Origin of the sequence: Granulicella arctica, from assembly GCF_025685605.1 — a bacterium.
In the GTDB taxonomy this organism is placed as follows: domain Bacteria; phylum Acidobacteriota; class Terriglobia; order Terriglobales; family Acidobacteriaceae; genus Edaphobacter; species Edaphobacter arcticus.
Genome location: NZ_JAGTUT010000001.1, coordinates 921,270 through 940,252, shown reverse-complemented (window position 1 = coordinate 940,252; position 18,983 = coordinate 921,270). Strand labels below are relative to the sequence as shown.

Genomic DNA, 18,983 nt, shown 5'->3' with positions numbered 1-18,983 from the left:
AGTTCGCGTTACGCGGTGGCGTAGCGGCGGCAATGCTCGAGGTAAGCGGTCTCGTGGCTGGCGATAAGTTCGACGACACTGCGCCACATCCAGCCGGGAGCGTCGAGATTTTTCGATTGGTTGCGGCCAAGTTCGGCGGCCCAGGCCTTGCGGGCGGAACTGTCCATCTGGCGGGCGTGCGCTTTGCCGACTACTCCTGAGAGGTAGCGCGCGGCTGCAACGGCTTGTTCGCTAGTGAGTTGCTCCATCTCCAGCTTGAGGTCTTGCGGCATCAATTCGCGCATGACTACAGGTTTTTGCAGGAAGCGTGTGGCCAACATCCGCTCCCCGAGATAGGGCGAAAGACTGCAAGCGCCCGTGACGACGCGCTGCGCGTTGTCGGCGGGCATGGCCACCCTGGATGATGCGGGTGCGGCGGCCTTGACGGCTTCTTTCAGGTCGACGAGGCAGTATTTGCGGTCGCGTTTGCGTCCGATGCCAAGCAGTACGGCGTACCGCATACGTCCGAGGGAGCTGCAGCCCTTCATCCAGTAGGCAGCGTCGAGCACGCGAATCTTGCCGTCGTTCTCTCGCTTCTCAAGGCCGTTGATGAGTTGCCGCACGTCCTCTTGAGCGAAGGTCTCATCGATGGCGGTGCGCTCCTCCTGAGTGAGTGCCCAGAAGCGATCGCCTAGCGGAATTTTGGGGGTTACGTCTTCGATGCGCTCTTCGGCGAGGTGGCGCCAGCTACGCTTCATGGAGGATTCGAGAACCATCTGAACTGGCCCCTCATCCTCGCAATCGAGAAGGGGCTTGCGAGGCGAGGATAAGGCGTCGCGGTAGCCCTGGACCATCTGCTCGAGCATGACGGCGGTAGTGACGCCGGGCAAGTCGGAACCACGTGCGGCGGTGGCGAGCGAGAGGCCGAGGCGGATGAGGTCGTGTGCGGGATTGCCGATGACGGTCTGGTCGAGGTCGCGAATCTGAATCTCGACGGCTCCATCGGCGTTGGCAACGGGACCGAGATTGCCAGCGTGGCAGTCGCCGCAGATCCAGATAGCGGGGCCTTGCGGCAGCTTTGCTCCTTCGCCACCTTGAAGCCACTCGTAGAACTGGATGGTATTACCGCGCACATAGGCGTGCGCGGAACGGGCCATCTTCAACTTGCGACGTTTCTCTAGTACAGCCAGACGGTCGCCCGGCTTAATCTCAATAACCTGCTTACCCATGAATGTGTAGATGCAGGAATTTACACGTTTGTAACAAATCTCACGACATAGCTATTCAGGCGGTAGAGCATCGAACGCGCTTTTTGCTTTGTCGTAGAGCATCTGGGTTTCGGAGGACTGTTTGCGCAGGCCGTCGACGATGTGGGCGGGAGCCTTGGACATGAAAGTTTCGTTGCCGAGTTGGCGGTTGGCAGCCGCGAGACCCTTCTCGAACCTGGCGATGTCTTTGGTGAGGCGCTCGCGCTCTGCGGGTACGTCGATCTGGCGCTCGTAGATGACGGCTACGTCGAAGTCTGCGGTGCTGCGGGCGTTGTCGCCAGAGAGGGTTGCGGTGGCGAACGCGACGTCGCTTACGCGGGCGAGGCGGAAGAGCAGGCCCTTGTTGTCACCAGCGAGTTTTAGGACGCTGCTGTTACCGGAGACGGTGATGTGTGCGAACTCTTTTTCGGGGATGGCGATCTCTTTGCGAAGCCCGCGGACGGTGACGATGAGCTGCTGGAGGGTCTCCATTGCGGCTACGCTGGCGGGGTCTGAGGCGATCTCGGATGCACTTGGAAAGCGGGTGAGGGCGATGGATTTTTCGGGCGTGATGTTGTCGTAGAAGGCGTGCCAGATCTCTTCGGTGATGAAGGGCATGAAGGGGCTGAGGAGGCGCAGGGCGGCTTCGAAGACAGCGAGCAGGGTGGTGAGTGCGGCTTTGGCGGCGATGAGGTCGGCACCTTCGCCAAACTCCAGCCTGAGCTTGACGATCTCGATGTACCAGTCGCAGAAGTCGCCCCAGAAGAACTGGTAGATGGCGTTGGCGGCTTCGTCGAAGCGGTAGTCGGTGAGGGACTTTTCTACGGCTGCGGAGGCGGCGTGGAGGCGGCTTAGAATCCAGCGTGTTTCTAAGGGTGCATCCTCTGTTGAGTTGAGGGCAGCGGCTAGCTGCGTGAGGTCGATGCTGACGCCTGCTTCGGCGGCGCGATCGACGTTCATGAAGAGGAAGCGGGCGGCGTTCCAGATCTTATTGGCGAAGGCGCGATTGCCCTCGGTGCGGGCTTCGGAGAAGGCGATGTCGGTGCCGGGTGAGGCCATGCTGGCGAGCGTGAAACGGACGGCATCGGTTCCGAAGCGACCGATGATGTCGATGGGGTCGATGACATTGCCCTTGGTCTTCGACATCTTCTGGCGGTCGGCATCGCGGACGAGGGCGTGGATGTAGACCTCCTGGAAGGGCACAGCATCTTTAAGGGTGCGTGGCGAGCCGTCGGGCATGGGGACGTCGAGCATGAAATGGGTGCCGAGCATGATCATGCGGGCGACCCAGAAGAAGAGAATGTCGAAGCCGGTGACGAGAAGCTGTGTCGGATAGAAGGCTGCGAGGTCTGGTGTGTTTTCGGGCCAGCCGAAGACGGTGAAGGGAAGCAGGCCGGAGGAGAACCAGGTGTCGAGGACGTCGGTCTCCTGGGTGATCTCTGCCGAGTGGCAATGACTGCACGTTGCAGGTGTTTCACGTGCCACGGTGATCTTGCTGCAGGCGCTGCAGTGCCAGGCGGGGATGCGGTGGCCCCACCAGAGCTGGCGGGAGATGCACCAGTCGTGGATATTGCGCATCCACTCGTCGTAGGTCTTGCGGTATTGATCGGGCGTGAACTTGATGTGGCCTTCGTCTACGGCGCGGATGGCTTTTTCGGCGAGGGGCGCGATCTTGACGAACCACTGGTTGGAGAGGCGCGGCTCGATGACGACGCCGCTGCGCTGGCTGAGTCCGATGGCGAGGGTGTGGTCCTTTACTTCGACGAGGAGACCGAGGGCGCCCAGGTCGGCGAGGATCTTCTCGCGTGCTACGTAGCGGTCCAGGCCGTTGTAGGGGGAGCCGGGCAGGAGCACGTGTGCCGTCTCATCGAGGATGGTGAGGTTGGGCAGGTTGTGGCGCTGGCCGATGGCGAAGTCGTTGGGATCGTGTGCGGGCGTGACCTTGACGGCGCCGGTACCGAACTCGGGCTTGGCCCAGTCGTCGGCGAGGATGGGGATTTCGCGATCGGGTCCACCGTCCACGCCGCTGAGGGGCAGGCGGACGAACTTGCCGTGGAGGCCGAGGTAACGCTCGTCGGTGGGGTTGACGACGACGGCGGTGTCGCCCAGCATGGTCTCGGGGCGAGTGGTCGCGATGACGATGGAGCCGGTGCCGTCAGCGAAGGGGTAGCGGAGGGAGTAGAGCTTGCCTGCGCGCTCTTCGTGGACGACCTCGAGGTCGGAGACGGCGGTGCGGATCTGCGGGTCCCAGTTGACGATGTAGGCCCCGCGATAGATGAGGCCTTGCTCGTGGAGGCGCACGAAGGCTTCCTTGACGGCGACGCTAAGGCGGTCGTCCATGGTGAAGTACTCGCGGCTCCAGTCGACGGAGGCGCCAAGGCGCTTCATCTGGTCGAGGATGGCTCCGCCGTAGAGGTTCTTCCACTCCCAGACGCGGGCTGTGAAGGCTTCGCGGCCAAGTTGCTGGCGGGAGGAGCCTTCAGAGGCGAGCTGGCGCTCGACCATCATCTGGGTGGCAATGCCGGCGTGGTCGGTGCCGGGAACCCACATGGAGACGTCGCCGGACATGCGGTGCCAGCGGGTGAGGATGTCCATCTCGGCCTGGTTGAGCATATGGCCCATGTGGAGGCGGCCGGTAACATTCGGCGGCGGCAGGAGCATGGTGAACTTCTTCGTCGCGGCTGACGTATCTGCTGGCGTGGCAACATCAAACAGGCGTTCACGGACCCAGTACTCGGCCCAGCGTTCTTCGATAGCGGATGGATCGTATGCTTTAGAAAGTTCGTGGCTCATCAGTGTCTTAAGGGTAGCATCGACGGTACGGCCGTCCCGATCGTTCCAACATTCCGTAGGCTTTACAGAGGGTTCATGTCGAGAGTGACGATTGCCGCGCTTCTAGTACTTACTGCAACCATGCCGGCCTTTGCGTCGCGCCACAGTCATGGTGATAACGGCCGCGTCAGTTTTGGGCATGACGTGACGATCGATGAGGGCGAAACAGCAGACGATATCGTCTGCGTCTTTTGCTCGGTCCACGCGCATGGGGACATCGAGGGTGATGTGGCGGTGGTCTTCGGCAGTGTTGATGTGGATGCGAACCACACGATTTCGGGCGACGTTGCGGTGGTTGGCGGAGATGTGTCGGCCGGCGATGATGCGACGATCCATGGCGACCTCGCGGTCGTGGCCGGGGAGCTGCGCCTCGCTCCGAACGCGACGGTACATGGTGACAAGACTGTCGTCGAAGGTCGCGGATGGCTGCTCGTAGCGTTGGCTCCGCTGCTGATCCTGATCGGGATTATCTGGCTGATCGTGTGGCTGGTACGGCGGAACCGGTATCCTTACCCGCCTCGAAGGTAGCTCAAGAGGCAGACAAAAAGGGATGCAGCCATGGCTGCATCCCTTTCGTCTGTGATGATTTGTGGGGATCTAGAAGGGGTTTACTTTGTTCAGGCCCTTCTTCTTCTTGTGCTTGCTGGAGGACTCGTCACTCTTGTCGAAGTCCGGCTTGACCTTCTTGCCGTTCGCAGGAGGTGCCTGGGCGGCGGGCTGCGTTCCGGATTTGATATCGTTGACGCTCTCGGGTGCTGGAGCAGCCTTTTCAACGGCTGGAAGCGGTACGGAATTTTCCGGACCAACAGCCTTCAGTCCGCCATTATCTGCCGGTGGGGTGGGGGAATTGGGCGAGACGATCTCGACCCCCATCGACCCGCCGCCTGAGCCGGTGGTCCGTTCGCCGCTTGCGGTTCCGGGGACGGCCGTCATGACTGCAGAGCCTCCGCCGGAGCCACTGGCTGCCGTCGGTACATCGCCAAAGGCGAGGGGGGCAGCGGGTGCCGCTGGAGCAGTGGCTGCCGTATCGGCAGGGGCCGCGTTATCGTTCACAACGGGCTGGGCGATCACCTTTGCGGTAGATGCGTTTGGATTAAGGGCTGTGTTGAAGTCAGCCACGATCGCGCGTGTGACCTGCGGGGCGAGCGTTGGCTTGGGGTCGACGAGTGGCGGATCGCCAACGCGTGCTGCTGTGACCACGTCGGGCTTGCGGAAGAGGATCAGGCCGACACGATCGGTGAGCTTGTACTGGGCGCGGCTGTTTTCAAGCGCTACGCTGGCAGCCATCTGCTCCGGTGTGGGCGTTGGGATGGGAAGGTTCATCGCTGCGAGGCGATCCTTCGCATCTTCGACGTGGGCCGAAGCGGAATGCTCCATGACGACGCGCTTGTAGGCGGCGGAGGCCTGGTCGTCGTAGACCTTCTCGAGGCGGGCCTTGCCGGCTTCGGGAAGCTTCAGGGTGCGGACGTAACGGGCTTCGGACTCATAGGCATCACCGAGGCCGATCAGCGCGTCATCCATGTGGCTGTACTGTGGGTAGGTGTCGACCACGGTCTGGTAACGGGCGATAGTTGCGGGCCAGGCGGCACGGGTCGCGTAGAAGGCAGCGATGTCGGTCTCGCGGGTCGCCATGACCTCCTGGACTTCGCGCAGGCGCTGCTGGGCCGCGGGTACAAGGGTCGATTCGGGGAACTGCTGCAACATCAGGCGATACTCTTCCTCGGCGTGGCGAGACTTCGAGTAGTCACGGTCGGGCTTGTCCATCTGGCGGAAGTAAATGTCACCGACGCGCATCTGGGCCTCGGCGGCCTCGGGTGCGTTGGGGAAGAAGGTAATGAAGTCCTTGTACTCGCTCTCGGCCTGGGTGAGGGCTGCGGTGCCACCCTCCTTGTACCAGGAATCGGCGATGGCGAGCTTGGCGCGCATCTGGAACTGCGAATCAGGGTAGGTGTTGAGGAGCGTCTGCAGATCGAGACGGGCGACATCGAAGTGGCCGCGCTTGCTGGCGTCGAGCGCCTTGTCGAAGAGTTGCTTATCGGGGAGCTTGGCGTCCTGACCGGCGAGCGGATTATCCTTCGTGACCTTCTTATCCTTACGGAGCTGCTGCTTGGTGTCCTTGGACTGGATGACCTTCGACTCACGCTTCTCTTCCTTGGTGAGCTTGTCCTTCTTGTCGGGAACCAGCGCCGGATTAGTGTTCAGCGTTCCGCCTACCTGCGGCACGGGGACGGCGGGTGAGGTGGTCTGTGCCGGATTCGCAGCGGCGTCCTGGGCCCTGGCGTTCACGTTCAACGCACAAAAAGCGGCAACCGCGACCCCGGCAAGGAGGCCGGCGCGCAGGCTGGGAAAGAAAGAAGGCTTCGTCATCAGTGGATCTACCCCGTCGCCTCGCGTCCTCATCGACGCCCAGGCTGTTTTTAGTCTAAATCTTTCTATCAATCTTGTATCTCGGCTGCCGCTCGCGCCGCTGCCAGTAGCTCACGGGCGTTGTGCTCCGTCTTGCCGGGGCTGAAGACCGCTGAGCCGGCGACAAGCATGTCCGCTCCTGCTTGGACCACCTGGGCGACGGTATCGTGAGCGACGCCGCCGTCCACTTCGATGCGGAAGTTCAGGCCAAGCTCCTCGCGGATCTCGGCGAGCAGGCCAATCTTGTCGAGGGCGAGGGGAAGAAACTTCTGGCCGCCAAAGCCGGGGTTCACGCTCATGACGAGGACGTGATGCACCATGGGCAGGATTTCGATCAGGGTATCGACCGGGGTGGCTGGATTGATGACGACGGCGGGCTTCATGCCGTGCTGCTCGATCAGTTGCAAGGTGCGATGGAGGTGTCGGCAGACCTCCTGGTGGACGCTGACCATGTCTGCGCCAGCTTCAGCGAAGTCGGGGATGAAGGCGTCAGGATTCTCGATCATCAGGTGGCAGTCGAGCGGTAGCTTGGTGATGCTGCGGACGGCCTTGACCATGGGGGGGCCGAAGGTGATGTTCGGGACGAAGTGGCCGTCCATGACGTCGATGTGGACGATGGAGCCCCCGCCACGCTCAGCCGCGGCTACCTCGTCCGCAAGGTGCGCGAAGTCGGAGGCGAGTATCGAAAAAGCCAGTTCAATCACGGAGTGTGCCTCAAAAGGAAGGTGTTGGCATGGGCCGTTCGAACCGGGCCGCCAGGCCAAAGTGTATCAGTGGGTCGCTTTTTGCTCCTCGTCGGGAGTCGCGTTCGGCGTAGATCGCCTGCTGGTAAATGCCTGCGGTGGTTCGGGGTCGCGTGGAGCCTTGACGATGACCGGCACGATTCGCTCCACGTCGGGACGCCCCTCGTGGAGAATACGGACCTTTGCTCCTTTGGCGGCCTCGCGCTTCGTTTCGGCGATAGCGGTTGGTTCCCCCAACACCATGCGCGCGGCGCCGCGAAGGATGCGCCTTACCGGCCAGTTCCGGTCGGGATAGGGAAAGAAGATCTCGCCGCTGCGCTGCTTCTCAGGCCGGTAGTACCAGCGGCGGAAGAGGGAGAGGTGATCGCTAAGGAGGGCGATGTCGGTGCTTTCAGATTGTTTTTCGGTCAGCCGGTTGATGACTCCTTCGGCCCGCTCCTCGGGGTTGTAGGTGGCAGGTACAGGGGTGACGACGCCCTCTTCTACGAGCGGCACAGCCTGAAGCATGAGGGGTTGGGCGAAGAGACTGCTGCCTACGCTGGTCTGCTCTTTGACGGCGCGTACGCCAAGGGTGGAAAGGCGTTCTGGTCCGGCTAGGCATCCGCCTTCGAGAAGAAAGACTGCCGCTTCGCTTACTGCTGTCTCGATCTGCGCGGAGGGCTGCACGATGATGGCCCGCAGGTTGGGGACTGGCCGTACGATCTCGTCGGCGAGCGAGGCCGCTGATTTTACCTTTTGATATTGCGTGTGAAGGGTCGCGGCCGTTTCAAACTCCATCTCGGCTGAAGCTTTGTCGCGCTCCTCACCGATCGCTGTCAGCATGCTTGCGCCGCAGGTGTCGAAGAAGGCTTTAATTGCTGCGGCCTCGGCGGCATATTCCTCAGGAGTACAGGCTTGGTTGCAGGGGGCGAGGCACTTCTTCATCTCCTGGTACACGCAGCCGGGATGCTCGGGGTAAGGGGCGAGGTCCTCGTAGCAGCGGCGGAGTTTGAAGAGATCGAGGACAGCGTCGCAGTAGCGCTCGGCGGCCATCCGTGAAGGAAAGGGGCCGTACATTTGTGCGAGGCCGCGCTTCGAGAGCCGGTTGGTGGAGTAGACGCGGGGGTGCTGGTTCTCCATGGTGAGGCGGAGGAAGTAGGGGGTGTGCAGTTTGAGCCGTCGGCGGGCTTCCGCGTAGCCGAACTCTGCGGCGGCGGCATGGTAGAGGACGAGGGTCGACTCGAACTCGGAGCCGGTGATGCAATAGTCGATGCGGACGACTTTGTCGCGGAGGTTGAGACGCTTCGACTGCGACTCGGGTGGCGCGAGGAGACGGGTGATGCGGCGACGGATGTCCGCGGCGCGAGTGAGGTAGGGCTCGTCGGTGTCACGGGCGCCGCGGAGGGCGAAGACGCCAGGCAGCGCGGGGATGGCGCGAAGGACTTCGAGTGCACGATCCGGGGCGAACTCTACGGCGTGCTCGAACTGGAAGGGCGTTGCCACGAGTCGATTGTAGTCGGCTTGCTTACGAGCCGGCGATCATCATGCCTTCGACGCGGATGGTGGGGGATGCGCTTGCGCCGCGGAAGACGAGGTCATTGCCGATGGCAACTATGTTCTTGTACATGTCCTTGAGATTGCCAGCGATGGTGATCTCTTCGACCGGGTAGCTTAGCTCGCCGTTCTCGATCCAGAGGCCGCTGGCGCCCTGGGAGTAGTCGCCGGTGACGAGGTTTACGCCGAAGCCCATGGTCTGGGTGACGTAGAGGCCGTCTTTGACGTCGCCGATAATCTGTTCCGGGGTGAGGGTGCCGGGCTCGAGGTAGAAGTTTCCGGCGCCGATGCCGGGGTTGCCGGCCAGGCCGCGCGAGGCGTTTCCGGTGGAGACCATGCCCAGCTTGCGCGCGGTGTAGGTGTTCATGACGTAGTTCTTCAGGATGCCGTTTTCGACCAGCGCTTTGCGGCGTGTCGGCAGACCTTCGCCGTCAAAAGGAGCTGTTCCGTAGCCGCCGATGCCGTCATGCACCATGGTGCCATCGTCAATGACGGTGATGTTTTCTCCAGCAACACGCTCGCCGAGCATGTCGGCGAAGAAGCTGGCGTGACGGTAGATAGAGTCGCCATTGGCAGCTTCGAAGATGTTGGCGATGATGGAGCGGGCGATCTCGGGAGAGAAGACGACTGGAGCCTTCTGGGTCTTGACCTGCCGCGCACCGAGGCGACGAAGGGTGCGCTGCGCGGCGATGATGCCAATGTCTTCAGGGTTCTCAAGCTTGCGTGTGGAGCGGGAGTTCGAGTACCAGTAGTTCTGCTGCATGTTGCCGGTGGCATCCTGCGCGATGGGTGCGGCCGAGAAGCCGCAGTAGGAGCGGCGATACTCGCCAGTAAAGCCGCGCGAATTCATCAAAATCTTGTGCGAGGTTGAGGTGTCGAAGTCACCGCCCTTGGAGTTCTGGATGCGCGTGTCGTAGGACATGGCTGCGGCTTCGACACGGCGCGCGATCTCGATCCGCTCGGCTGGCGGCTGCTCGTTGACGTCGTCGAAGTAGAGATGAAGATCGCCGTCGAGTTTGCCGAAGGCTTCGGGTTCGGGAAGACCTGCGAAGGGGTCCTCGCTGGTGATTCTGGCGAGCGTGACGGCACCGTCGACGAGGCGTTCGATCGAGTCACTGGAGAAGTCCGACGACGAGGTACTGGCCGTGCGCTGGGCTTTGCCGGAGGCGATGAAGACGCGCAAGCCGACAGCGCGTGAGCCTGACTCCTTGAGCGTCTCTACCTGTCCAAGTCGAACGAGGACTTCGAACTGCTCTCCCTCGTAGACGACCGCTTCGGCGTCGGTGGCCCCGGCGCGCAGGGCTTTCGCGAGCACATCGGCGGCTAGTTGCTTCAGATCCGAGGAGAGAGCAGGGGCAATAGACTGGGACAAGCGGCAGACCTCACAGCGATGTTAACGGACAGGTGCTTCAGAGATGCGGGGCAGGCGACCGTCGGTGGAGGTGCGGAAGTAAAGGCCACCGGGGCAGTATTCGGAGTCGCTGCGGAGCTTGTGCTTCATGTGGCGCGGGGCAGTGCCCTCGGTCACGGTGCGGACGTTGAGCTTGACGGGTCCGAAGCAGTCTTTGCAGCGGAATTCGGTGTCGCTGTCGTCCAGTGCCTCAACGACCGTCTTCAACTTCCAGAATGGTTCGTATCCGCCTGTTGCGCGGACGCGGCGACGCTTGACCTGGCACTCGTAGATCATCTCTCGTTCCGTTGCCATTGTTAACCTCGGGCGTGCTTGAATTTTATGGAGCGTTAGGGAAGCTTTCTAATCTGGTGCCAGCTTCGGGCGAAGCTGCTAGTGCAAGGGCCTGCTACTCGACGGGATGTTCCGATGGTTTGGCTTCGCGGCCGTCTGTAGCCTTCTTGAAGAGCAGACCGCTGACGCAATATTCGGAGTCAGTGGTGAGCTTGTGCTCGACGTACGGTACTGTACCGACCTTACCGTTGCGACCGAGCAGCTTGACTGCACCGAAGCAGTCTTTGCAACGGAACTCTGTATCGCTATCGCTGAGAGCTACGGCAACATTCTTGATCTTCCAGAACGGTTCGTATCCGCCACCTTCTTTTTGACGACGACGTTTTACTTCACACTCAAACATCTTTTCGCGTTCGGCTGCCATTACTGTCCTGTTCCCCCGACCGTCATGCGGTCGAGCTTAATCGTTGGCATGCCCACGCCTACTGGAACACTTTGTCCGGCCTTGCCGCAGGTGCCAATGCCTTCGTCCAATGCGAGGTCGTTGCCGACCATCGAGACAAACTTGAGAGCCTCGGGACCGTTACCGACGAGGGTTGCGCCCTTGACGGGCCGGGTCACCTTGCCGTCTTCGATGAGATAGGCCTCGGAGGCTGAGAAGACGAACTTGCCGTTGGTGATGTCGACCTGTCCACCGCCGAAGTTGACGGCATAGAGACCGCGCTTGACGCTCTTGATGATGTCTTCGGGCAAATCGTCGCCGTTGAGCATGTAGGTGTTGGTCATGCGCGGCATGGGGATGTGGTGGTAGCTCTCGCGACGACCACTGCCGGTGTTTGGTGTTCCCATCAGGCGCGATGAGAGCTTGTCCGAGAGGTAGCCCTTCAGGATGCCGTTCTCGATCAGTACGGTCTCCTGGGTCGGGTTTCCTTCGTCATCCATATTGATCGACCCCCGTCGGTTGGGCATGAGGCCGTTATCGACGACGGTGACCTTGCTGCTGGCTACCTGCTTGCCGATGAGACCAGCGAAGGCGGAGGTTTTCTTCCGGTTGAAGTCGGCTTCGAGACCATGACCTACCGCCTCATGAAGCAGGACGCCGGGCCAGCCGGGACCGAGGACGACGGGCATCTCACCGGCAGGTGCGTCGACGGCGCCGAGCTGGAGGATGGCGGTGCGGGCGGCTTCGTGGGCGAAGTGCTCGGGGGACTTTTCATCTTCGAAGAAGTCCATGGAGACGCGTCCACCACCGCCGGAGGTGCCGCGTGCGGTGTTGATGCCGTCCTTCGCGATGACGAAGACGTTGAGGCGGGCGAGGGGCTGGGTGTCCGAGGCGAAGGTGCCGTCCGAGGCAGCGACGAGGATGCGGCGCAGCTCGTCGTTGAAGCCAGCACGGACCTGGGTGATACGGGGGTCGTAGGCGCGGGCTGCTTTGTCTGCGCGCTGGATGAGGGCGAGCTTTGCGGCGATCTCCGCGTCGGCGGTGGCTCCGGCGGCGGGGTAGAGCGACGGAGTTTCGGTATGGCGGAAGCCGCTCATCTGCTGCTTCGCGGGCGCGCTGGCGATCAGGGCCGCGGTGCGGGCGGCGCGAAGGAGGCGTTCGCTCGAGAGATCGTCCGTGTAGGCGTAGCCGGTGCGCTCGCCGGAGAGGACGCGGATGCCGCAGCCGACGCTGATTCCCTGGCTGGCAGATTTTACAAGCGACTCGTCGATGCCGAGGGAGGTGGAGGTAACTGACTCAAAGTAAAGGTCTGCGTAGTCGCCGCCGGCGGAAAGTGCTTCGCCCAGACATCGTTCCATGAGACGTTCGGATAGGCCGAGCTTCTCGATGAAATAGAGTTTATGGTCCTGCTTTCGTTCGAGGGGGGACAATGTCATCTTCTTGATTCTAGGCCCCGGGAGGGCCATCGGCAAATGACATGTCTTTTCCGGGTCAGAATAGCAGGGTTTCGACGTCAGCGCCCAGCAGACGGATCGGGGGAACCAGCAACGTTCATATCCAGGATGAGGTGGGTCAGTTCGCCGGCGTAGCAGTTGCCATCGGAGGCGTAGGTTTTTGCGCAGGATGCGGTGTTCTCCGGGCGACGCGGGGACTGGGCATACTGCCAGACGAGCGCGCCGGGCGTTCCACTGTGAGCGAGCGGTGGCGGTTGCAGGGTGCAGCCTGGCGCGGGCGGGCAATCGTCCTCGTAGACCCACATGGCGACCTCGTGGAGGTGCTGGGCTGCGACGTGGTTGCGGACGTCCAGTGCGGTCGTGATGGTGACGTTCGGGCCTTCATGGACGGTCTGGCCGCTGACATAGATGCCGGGGCGATAGCCGTTGGTGGCGACGGTTTCGGTCCAGGCGAGGAGGTAGGCCATCTGTTCGGGGAGGAGTCGACCGCCTTCTTCCTGGTCAAGGAAGAGGATGGTGTTCCTGGGGAAGTGCTCGCTCTGGGCTGCGGCGATCGCTGCAGTGGCGTCTCGTCGGCCGAGCGCGTCGGGCTTGATGCCCGACCTCAGGATCTCCTTGTCGAGCTTGCCATTGGCGAGGACGAGGAAGCCGAAGCCTTGCTGGAGAAGGATATCGCGCTTGCCGAGCCAGCCGTTCCGGTGCGAGCCGGGAGGATTGGTGAGCCAGTAACCGGCGAAGTCGAAGTGCTTGCGCAGGGCGGGAAGGGAGGCATCGCCGGGATATTCGTTCCGGTCGAAGCCGATATAGCTCTTTTGGCCGGAGAGGGAGCAGGCGGCTGTGAGGCTGATCGCAGCGATGACGAGGAGCTTGCGCGCGAGAGTAACGGGCAGGTTCATATTCTGACTAAAGGTTACACAGGGCTGTGCTACCTTGCATGAAAAGAGCTCTGCTTTCGAGAGTTCAATCGCTGCGTCATCTGTGTTGCTTGAAGTGTCTCCCATCCGAGTCTGCCAGGAGTTTGCCATGAGTCCCGATGCTCAGTATCCCATTGGAAGGTTTGAAACGCCGGAGTCGATCTCTGCGGGTGAGGTGAGGAATGCCATTACGATGCTGGCCGATACGCCAAGCCTGCTTCGTAATGCGGTAGGTGGATTGAAACCGCCGCGTCTGACGGTGCCTTATCGTCCGGGCGGATGGACGATCCAGCAGGTGGTGCATCACCTTGCGGATAGCCATATGAATGCGTTTGTACGGTTTCGGCTGGCACTTACGGAGGATTGGCCGACGATCAAGGTGTATGACGAGGCAGCCTGGGCTGAGCTGCATGACTCGCTGGCGCCGATCGAATGGTCGCTCGAGCTGATCGAGAGCCTTCATGCTCGATGGATCATGCTCCTGTTCTCCTTGAAGGACGCGCAGTGGAAGTGCGGCTATGTTCATCCTGAGCGCGGACGCGTGGCTCTTGATGTGGCGGTGCTGCACTATGCGTGGCATTCACAGCATCACCTTGCTCACATCACGCATCTGCGCGCTCGCGAAGGCTGGTAGCGATCGCCGTAAAGCCTCCTTCCCGATCGAGCGCGGTGGACAAGGAGCAGACTGTCGAGCAGATTGCGGAGGCGCTTGAGGGCTTTCTGGCGGATCATCCGGCTGCGGTGCTGCTGGAGGATAGCAAGGCGCTGTTCGGGATGGCGGAGGCGAAGTACACACTCTCGACCGAACACGGACGCTGCACGCTGCATCTGTGGAGTGAGGAGCGGAACATCGTGCGGCGCGTTGTCGCTGCAACGGTTCGCCATGGCGTGTTGCGGCTGAGTACGTTGCGGTTTGGACAAGTGAAGCCGCAGATCCTGGAGCTTGCGCCGGATCAGGATCGGCGAACACCATCGACACGCGAGGCTACGCGGAAGCGCTATCTGCGAGTGCTGGAGCGGGTTCTGCTGCGGAGCTTTCCGGGCTGGAAGCCTGATGCGTTTCGCACGGCGATGGACCTCGAGAAGAGCTTCGGACCGGCTTACGCGCGGGGAACTCTGGTGAAGGGATCGCAAGCCTGGGCTGTCATCGCGGTGAATGAGGAGGAGACTGCGGCGACGATCGACGGGGTTCTGACGCTGGGAATTCTGTGGCTGCATCACTGTCGGGAGCAGGCTGGCGGAAGGCGGCTGTTCCAAGGGTTGAAGGTGATTGTGCCGCGGGGAATGGCGACGCTGACGGTTTCACGTCTGGCATGGCTAAACGCGGATGCGGCGCAGTGGGAGCTCTGGGAGTTGGCGGAGCGCTCGGAGGAGTTGACGGAGCGGGATGCTGCGGATCATGGGAATCTGGCTACGCGGCTGATGCATGCGCCGAACGAGTCTGCTGCGCGGGAGCGGTTTGCGGAGGCGGCGAGTCGCGTGCTGGCGATGGTTCCGGCGACGATGCGGGAGGATGTGGAGCAGCACATCCGCAGTGGGTCGGAGATGGCGTTTCGGCTGCATGGGCTGGAGTTTGCGCGGGCGCGCGTGGGACTTTCGGAGGTGTCGTTCAACCGGGATGTTGAGGTCAGCTTTGGGGCTGGAGCGAATGAGACGGTGTTGACCTCGGAGAATGAGGGCGAGCTTCGCGGGCTGACTGCGCGGCGTTTGCACGGCGGAATGCTGCTGGGGATCATCGTGATCCGCTGTACCGAATGCAGCCTGAGCGATGGCTTGAGAGTGTGCTGCGGCGGAATCTCGAGCCGCTCGATGCGCATCTCGATCCGGCTCATGTGTATACGCAGGTTCCGGCGTTTGCGGCTGCGGATCGCGGGATGCTGGATTTGCTTGGAGTCGGGCAAGATGGTCGGCTTGCGGTGATTGAGCTTAAGGCGGATGAGGATCTGCACCTTGCGCTGCAGGGGCTCGATTACTGGATACGGGTTCGCTGGCATCATCTTGAGAATCTGGATCAGCGGTCGGGTCTTGGGGAGTTTCAGCGGCTTGGTTATTTTGGCGGGATTCGGCTCTCGGGGGAAGCTCCGCGACTTTTTCTGGCAGCTCCAGCGCTGAGGATTCATCCGGCTACGGAGACTGTGTTGAAGTATTTTTCGCCTCGTGTCGAGTGGACGCTTGCGGCTCTGGATGAGCGGTGGCGGAGGCAGGTGAAGGTGGTGTGGCGGAAGCGGAGCGGGTAGGTACCCCCCTCCCCTACCTAAGTACCAAAGTATTCAAAACAAATGAGTTAGGCGGGTACTTAGTGGAGTGCTTCTGTCGGCCTGGGACGGGTCTTTGTGAGCTGGCAGGGTGTTTGTGGGTCAAGATTGTCAAACAGGCGACTTTAGCTGCCGTGTCTGAGCTACACGGCGGAGGCGGGGCGGAGGCGCTTGTAGAGCGTGGCTATGAGGAGGGTGGTGGCGGCGGTGAGTGTGGCCAGGCTAACGCCTGTGAGGACGCTGGCGGTAAGCGCGCTGAGGAGGTTCTGGGTGTCTTTGGGATAGGCGGTGTCGAAGTGGCTCAGGAAGAGGAAGAAGGCGATGGGGATGGAGAGTACGAAGGCGGCCAGGCCGGCGAGGAGGGAGATAGCGGCAACTCTGGCCCAGCCGGTGGTCTTGGGGTTGCTGCGGATCTGAATCTGCATCGTGAGTTGAGTTTAGTGGGTCGCGGCGAAGATCGTGCGCTGGACGCTAAAGCTGCTGGAGGCTGGCGAGGAAGGCGTCCCAGATATCGCGGCGTGGGGTGAGCAGGCGGTAGCGGCCGTCGCGGTCCATGTTGATGAGGTCGGCGGCGAGGAGTTCCTTGAGGTGGTGGGAGCAGGTGCCATCGGAGATGGAGAGGCCGCCCTTGGCGCAGCCGCAGGTAAGGGCGGCGTCGCTGGCGTAGATCCGCTTGAGGATGTCGTACCGGTTGGGATCGCCGAGGGCGTTTGCGATGCGTTGGATCTGGTCGGGGGTTAAATTGGTTTCGGTCATGGCGGGCTCCTCCATGTTACTTCCTGTTAACAAAGATAGGGCAGAAGCGGATGGTACCGCCTCTGCCCCGCTTGTTTCGATCAAGCTGGTTAGATTGCGGCGCCGCCGGAGACAAAGATGGTCTCGCCGGTGATCCAGCGAGCATCCTCAGAGGCGAGGAAGACGACCGGAAGAGCGATGTCGTCTGGCTGGCCAATCCGGCCGAGCGGTGTGCCGGCGATGGCACCCTTCTCGAAGTCGCTGCCGAGGAAGCCTGCTGTGGCGACACCCTCTGTCTCGACCATGCCGGGGTTAATGGCGTTGACGCGGATCTTGCGTGCGCCAAGCTCCTTCGCCCAGGACTTTGTAATGGTATCGACTGCGCCCTTGGTACCGCTATATACGGAGCCAGTGGGGGGTGCCATCGTGCTGACTACAGAGCTGATGTTGATGATGCTGCCGCCGGTCTCGGGAAAGAGGGGTAACGCGCCCTGTGTGGCAAGGATGAGACCGAGAACGTTCGTGTCGAAGATGCGGTGATAATCTGTCGCGGTGATACCACCAAGCGGCGAGAAGCTATAGACGCCCGCATTGTTGACCAGGATGTCGACCTTCCCGTAGGCCTTTTTGGTCTCGGCGAAGAGGTTGGTGACTGCAGCTTCGTCGGCTACGCTGCCGCCTACGGCGATGGCTTTGCCACCGGCCTGAACGATCTCAGCTACGACCTTGTCCGCGCCTTCTTTGCTGGACGAGTAGTTGACGACGACGGATGCGCCAGCGGCTGCGAGCTGCTTCGCGATTGCCGCGCCGATGCCCTTGGATGCTCCTGTGACTACTGCTACTTTATTCGCAAGCTTTGCCATGTCTCTTCTTCCTCTTTCGCTGGTTCATATTTCTATAACCATCGAATAGATGTGAGTGTGGAGGGGTAGGATTCGGATTGACGGAAAGAAACCGCAGGTCCTTCGACTTCGCTCAGGATGACAGGGTTTGGGTGGCGGGGACGCTGGCTTCCTCTGGAAGCTTCGGGAAGGAAGGAATAACAATGCGGGGGTCTCTCCACTTCGCGTTGCTCCGGTCGAGATGACGGGTGTTTCTTGCGGGGAGATGAGAGCAGACGCAGGTTTGCTTTCGGGAGTGCGGGCAAGAAGGGAAAGGCAAAGGCGGCAGGCAGCGGGTCCTAGTTCAGGACGGCTTCAAGTTCTTCGGCATGGGTGTGATCGAAGTCGGTGGCGTCGGCTTTGTGGGCGAAGAAGGCTTCGATGGCGTCGAGGACGGCGGGACCCTTCCTGGCTTCGAAGATCTGCTTGCGGAGGCTGGAACCGCCGGGAACGCCGTGGGTGAACCAGCTGGCGAACTGCTTCATCTTGCCGACGCAATCGCGATGGCGCTGCTCGCGGGCGGTCTGGCCAGAGGCGGTGATGACGGCAGCACGGTGGGCTTCGGCGGCTTCTTCAAGCTCGATCTCGTGGACGAGCATGGCGAAGTAGTCGCGGATCATGTGGTAACGATCCTGATCGGTGGGCTGGTCGTAGTGGCCGGTGCCGGTGGCCTCTTTCGAGGCGGTGTATTGGGCGATCTGGCGGAAGATCCAGGGATTGGCGGGTGCGGCGCGGCCGATCATGACGGCGTCGCAGTGAGTGGCGTCGACCATGGCGGCGGCGTCTTCTGGTGTGCGGATGTCGCCATTGCCAATAACCGGAATGCTGACGGCATCTTTGACGGCGGCGATGTACTCCCAGCGGGCCTGGCCAGTGTAGCCGTCCTCGCGGGTGCGGGCGTGGAGGGCGACGGCGTTGAGGCCGCAGTCTTCGGCCATTTTGGCGAGTTCGACGCAGACGATGTGGTGGTCGTTCCAGCCCATGCGGAACTTGACTGTGAAGGGAATGGAGACGGCGGCGCGGACGGCCTTGAAGATGGTCTCGATCTGCGGGAGGTCGCGGAGGAGGCCGGAGCCGCCGTTGCAGGCGACGACGCGCTTGGCGGGGCAGCCGAGATTGAGGTCGACGAGGTCGAAGCCGGCGTCCTGGACGATGCGGGCGGAGTCGGCGAGGGTCTCTGGGTTGGAGCCGAAGAGCTGAGCGGAGATGGGGTGCTCGTCGTCGTAGTAGGTGAGGTAGCGCTTGCGCTTGACCTCGCGCATGCGGGAGAGGCCGTCGGCGGAGGTGAACTCCGTCATGATGAGGCCGCAGCCGGATTGCTGGTTGGTGGTGGTGCTCTCGATGTCGCTGCTGGAGGACTCGGTGGTGAACTGGCTGGCGTTTTTGATGAAGCGGCGGAAGACGGTGTCGGTGACGCCGGCCATGGGGGCGAGGACCGTTGCCGGAGCAATCTTGACGTTGCCGATGGTGAAGCTGGCGGGGACGCGGGTGTGCTCTGGCATGGCGTGCTCGGCGGGATCGTCCCAGCGTTTCTGCTCGAGGGTGTAGCGCTTCTTCATAAGAGATACGAGGTTAGAAAACAAAGGCCCCCGCGTTGGCGGAGGCCTCTGGGTGGATTGCGTCTCCGCTTACTTGGCTGCGGTCTCGGCCTTGCCGGCGTCCGACTTGGCGAATTTGCGGCGGAAGCGCTCGACACGGCCTGCGGTGTCGATGAGCTTCTGCTTGCCGGTGAAGAACGGGTGGCAGGCGGCACAGATTTCGAGAACGATGTCGCCCTTATGCGTGGAGCGGGTCTGGAAGATGTTGCCGCAGGCGCACTTGACGTTGATCTCGTTATACGACGGGTGAATTCCTTGCTTTGCCATGATGCGGTGATCC

Annotated in this window: 19 protein-coding genes; 4 read left to right on the top strand and 15 right to left on the bottom strand. The window is 61.8% G+C overall.

The window, feature by feature from the left end; genetic code table 11:
• Positions 1-8: 8 nt before the first annotated feature.
• Together OHL20_RS03860 and OHL20_RS03855 are read right to left on the bottom strand one after the other, a co-directional pair.
• A complete protein-coding gene (locus OHL20_RS03860) occupies positions 9-1,208 on the bottom strand; it encodes a DUF2252 domain-containing protein (RefSeq protein WP_263381897.1) in 1,200 nt (399 codons plus the stop codon).
• Positions 1,209-1,259: 51 nt separating this feature from the next.
• Positions 1,260-4,019, bottom strand: a complete 2,760-nt coding sequence (locus OHL20_RS03855; RefSeq protein WP_263381896.1) for a valine--tRNA ligase — start codon at positions 4,017-4,019, stop codon at positions 1,260-1,262.
• Between the two features lie 75 nt (positions 4,020-4,094).
• On the opposite strand from OHL20_RS03855, the gene OHL20_RS03850 reads away from it, so the two are divergent.
• On the top strand, positions 4,095-4,586 hold the full coding sequence (locus OHL20_RS03850; protein ID WP_263381895.1) for a hypothetical protein: 492 nt from the start codon (positions 4,095-4,097) through the stop codon (positions 4,584-4,586).
• Between the two features lie 69 nt (positions 4,587-4,655).
• On the opposite strand, the gene OHL20_RS03845 is transcribed toward OHL20_RS03850, so the two are convergent.
• From OHL20_RS03845 to OHL20_RS03810, 8 genes are all read right to left on the bottom strand, one after another.
• Positions 4,656-6,425: an outer membrane protein assembly factor BamD gene (locus tag OHL20_RS03845; RefSeq protein ID WP_263381894.1), complete on the bottom strand. Its 1,770-nt coding sequence runs from the start codon at positions 6,423-6,425 to the stop codon at positions 4,656-4,658.
• A gap of 68 nt (positions 6,426-6,493) precedes the next feature.
• Positions 6,494-7,168 carry a ribulose-phosphate 3-epimerase gene (rpe, locus tag OHL20_RS03840; protein WP_263381893.1) on the bottom strand — a complete coding sequence of 225 codons (675 nt, stop codon included), beginning with the start codon at positions 7,166-7,168 and terminating at the stop codon, positions 6,494-6,496.
• Between the two features lie 66 nt (positions 7,169-7,234).
• Positions 7,235-8,689 carry an excinuclease ABC subunit C gene (locus OHL20_RS03835; protein WP_263381892.1) on the bottom strand — a complete coding sequence of 485 codons (1,455 nt, stop codon included), beginning with the start codon at positions 8,687-8,689 and terminating at the stop codon, positions 7,235-7,237.
• 22 nt (positions 8,690-8,711) lie between these two features.
• Positions 8,712-10,112, bottom strand: a complete 1,401-nt coding sequence (locus OHL20_RS03830) for a TldD/PmbA family protein (RefSeq protein ID WP_263381891.1) — start codon at positions 10,110-10,112, stop codon at positions 8,712-8,714.
• A gap of 21 nt (positions 10,113-10,133) precedes the next feature.
• Entirely contained in the window at positions 10,134-10,445 is a 312-nt protein-coding gene (locus tag OHL20_RS03825; protein WP_263381890.1) for a hypothetical protein, read from the bottom strand.
• Between the two features lie 94 nt (positions 10,446-10,539).
• Positions 10,540-10,848 (bottom strand): hypothetical protein, encoded by a 309-nt coding sequence (locus OHL20_RS03820; protein WP_263381889.1) that lies wholly within the window; start codon positions 10,846-10,848, stop codon positions 10,540-10,542.
• Entirely contained in the window at positions 10,848-12,302 is a 1,455-nt protein-coding gene (tldD, locus tag OHL20_RS03815; RefSeq protein ID WP_263381888.1) for a metalloprotease TldD, read from the bottom strand. Before tldD ends, OHL20_RS03820 begins: the two co-directional genes overlap by 1 nt.
• Before the next feature lie 77 nt (positions 12,303-12,379).
• The gene (locus tag OHL20_RS03810; RefSeq protein WP_263381887.1) at positions 12,380-13,216 is read right to left on the bottom strand and encodes a glycoside hydrolase domain-containing protein; all 837 of its coding nucleotides are present in this window, start codon (positions 13,214-13,216) and stop codon (positions 12,380-12,382) included.
• 127 nt (positions 13,217-13,343) lie between these two features.
• Here OHL20_RS03810 and OHL20_RS03805 point away from each other — a divergent pair, with 127 nt between their 5' ends.
• Genes OHL20_RS03805 through OHL20_RS03795 form a run of 3 tightly spaced genes read left to right on the top strand, consistent with a single transcriptional unit; the run spans position 13,344 to position 15,471 of the window.
• On the top strand, positions 13,344-13,868 hold the full coding sequence (locus tag OHL20_RS03805) for a YfiT family bacillithiol transferase (RefSeq protein ID WP_263381886.1): 525 nt from the start codon (positions 13,344-13,346) through the stop codon (positions 13,866-13,868).
• Between the two features lie 35 nt (positions 13,869-13,903).
• Positions 13,904-15,154 (top strand): hypothetical protein, encoded by a 1,251-nt coding sequence (locus OHL20_RS03800; RefSeq protein WP_263381885.1) that lies wholly within the window; start codon positions 13,904-13,906, stop codon positions 15,152-15,154.
• Positions 15,109-15,471, top strand: a complete 363-nt coding sequence (locus OHL20_RS03795; protein WP_263381884.1) for a hypothetical protein — start codon at positions 15,109-15,111, stop codon at positions 15,469-15,471. The genes OHL20_RS03800 and OHL20_RS03795 overlap by 46 nt, the downstream gene beginning before the upstream one ends.
• A 161-nt stretch (positions 15,472-15,632) precedes the next feature.
• Here the strand turns inward: OHL20_RS03795 and OHL20_RS03790 are convergent, their stop codons facing one another.
• The 5 genes from OHL20_RS03790 to rpmE form a co-directional block, all read right to left on the bottom strand.
• Entirely contained in the window at positions 15,633-15,914 is a 282-nt protein-coding gene (locus OHL20_RS03790) for a hypothetical protein (RefSeq protein WP_263381883.1), read from the bottom strand.
• 46 nt (positions 15,915-15,960) lie between these two features.
• Entirely contained in the window at positions 15,961-16,245 is a 285-nt protein-coding gene (locus OHL20_RS03785; RefSeq protein ID WP_263381882.1) for an ArsR/SmtB family transcription factor, read from the bottom strand.
• 89 nt (positions 16,246-16,334) lie between these two features.
• Positions 16,335-17,087 carry an SDR family NAD(P)-dependent oxidoreductase gene (locus OHL20_RS03780; RefSeq protein WP_263381881.1) on the bottom strand — a complete coding sequence of 251 codons (753 nt, stop codon included), beginning with the start codon at positions 17,085-17,087 and terminating at the stop codon, positions 16,335-16,337.
• 317 nt (positions 17,088-17,404) lie between these two features.
• Positions 17,405-18,664: a tRNA dihydrouridine synthase gene (locus OHL20_RS03775; RefSeq protein WP_263381880.1), complete on the bottom strand. Its 1,260-nt coding sequence runs from the start codon at positions 18,662-18,664 to the stop codon at positions 17,405-17,407.
• A 69-nt stretch (positions 18,665-18,733) separates the two neighbouring features.
• Positions 18,734-18,970 carry a 50S ribosomal protein L31 gene (gene rpmE / locus OHL20_RS03770; protein ID WP_263381879.1) on the bottom strand — a complete coding sequence of 79 codons (237 nt, stop codon included), beginning with the start codon at positions 18,968-18,970 and terminating at the stop codon, positions 18,734-18,736.
• Positions 18,971-18,983 lie beyond the last annotated feature (13 nt).

Coding starts and splice junctions, on each gene's coding strand:
- OHL20_RS03860 (WP_263381897.1), bottom strand. CDS start 1,208: ATGGGTAAGCAGGTTATTGAGATTAAGCCGGGCGACCGTCTGGCTGTA.
- OHL20_RS03855 (WP_263381896.1), bottom strand. CDS start 4,019: ATGAGCCACGAACTTTCTAAAGCATACGATCCATCCGCTATCGAAGAA.
- OHL20_RS03850 (WP_263381895.1), top strand. CDS start 4,095: ATGTCGAGAGTGACGATTGCCGCGCTTCTAGTACTTACTGCAACCATG.
- OHL20_RS03845 (WP_263381894.1), bottom strand. CDS start 6,425: ATGACGAAGCCTTCTTTCTTTCCCAGCCTGCGCGCCGGCCTCCTTGCC.
- OHL20_RS03825 (WP_263381890.1), bottom strand. CDS start 10,445: ATGGCAACGGAACGAGAGATGATCTACGAGTGCCAGGTCAAGCGTCGC.
- OHL20_RS03820 (WP_263381889.1), bottom strand. CDS start 10,848: ATGGCAGCCGAACGCGAAAAGATGTTTGAGTGTGAAGTAAAACGTCGT.
- tldD (WP_263381888.1), bottom strand. CDS start 12,302: ATGACATTGTCCCCCCTCGAACGAAAGCAGGACCATAAACTCTATTTC.
- OHL20_RS03810 (WP_263381887.1), bottom strand. CDS start 13,216: ATGAACCTGCCCGTTACTCTCGCGCGCAAGCTCCTCGTCATCGCTGCG.
- OHL20_RS03805 (WP_263381886.1), top strand. CDS start 13,344: ATGAGTCCCGATGCTCAGTATCCCATTGGAAGGTTTGAAACGCCGGAG.
- OHL20_RS03795 (WP_263381884.1), top strand. CDS start 15,109: ATGCTGGATTTGCTTGGAGTCGGGCAAGATGGTCGGCTTGCGGTGATT.
- OHL20_RS03790 (WP_263381883.1), bottom strand. CDS start 15,914: ATGCAGATTCAGATCCGCAGCAACCCCAAGACCACCGGCTGGGCCAGA.
- OHL20_RS03785 (WP_263381882.1), bottom strand. CDS start 16,245: ATGACCGAAACCAATTTAACCCCCGACCAGATCCAACGCATCGCAAAC.
- OHL20_RS03780 (WP_263381881.1), bottom strand. CDS start 17,087: ATGGCAAAGCTTGCGAATAAAGTAGCAGTAGTCACAGGAGCATCCAAG.
- OHL20_RS03775 (WP_263381880.1), bottom strand. CDS start 18,664: ATGAAGAAGCGCTACACCCTCGAGCAGAAACGCTGGGACGATCCCGCC.
- rpmE (WP_263381879.1), bottom strand. CDS start 18,970: ATGGCAAAGCAAGGAATTCACCCGTCGTATAACGAGATCAACGTCAAG.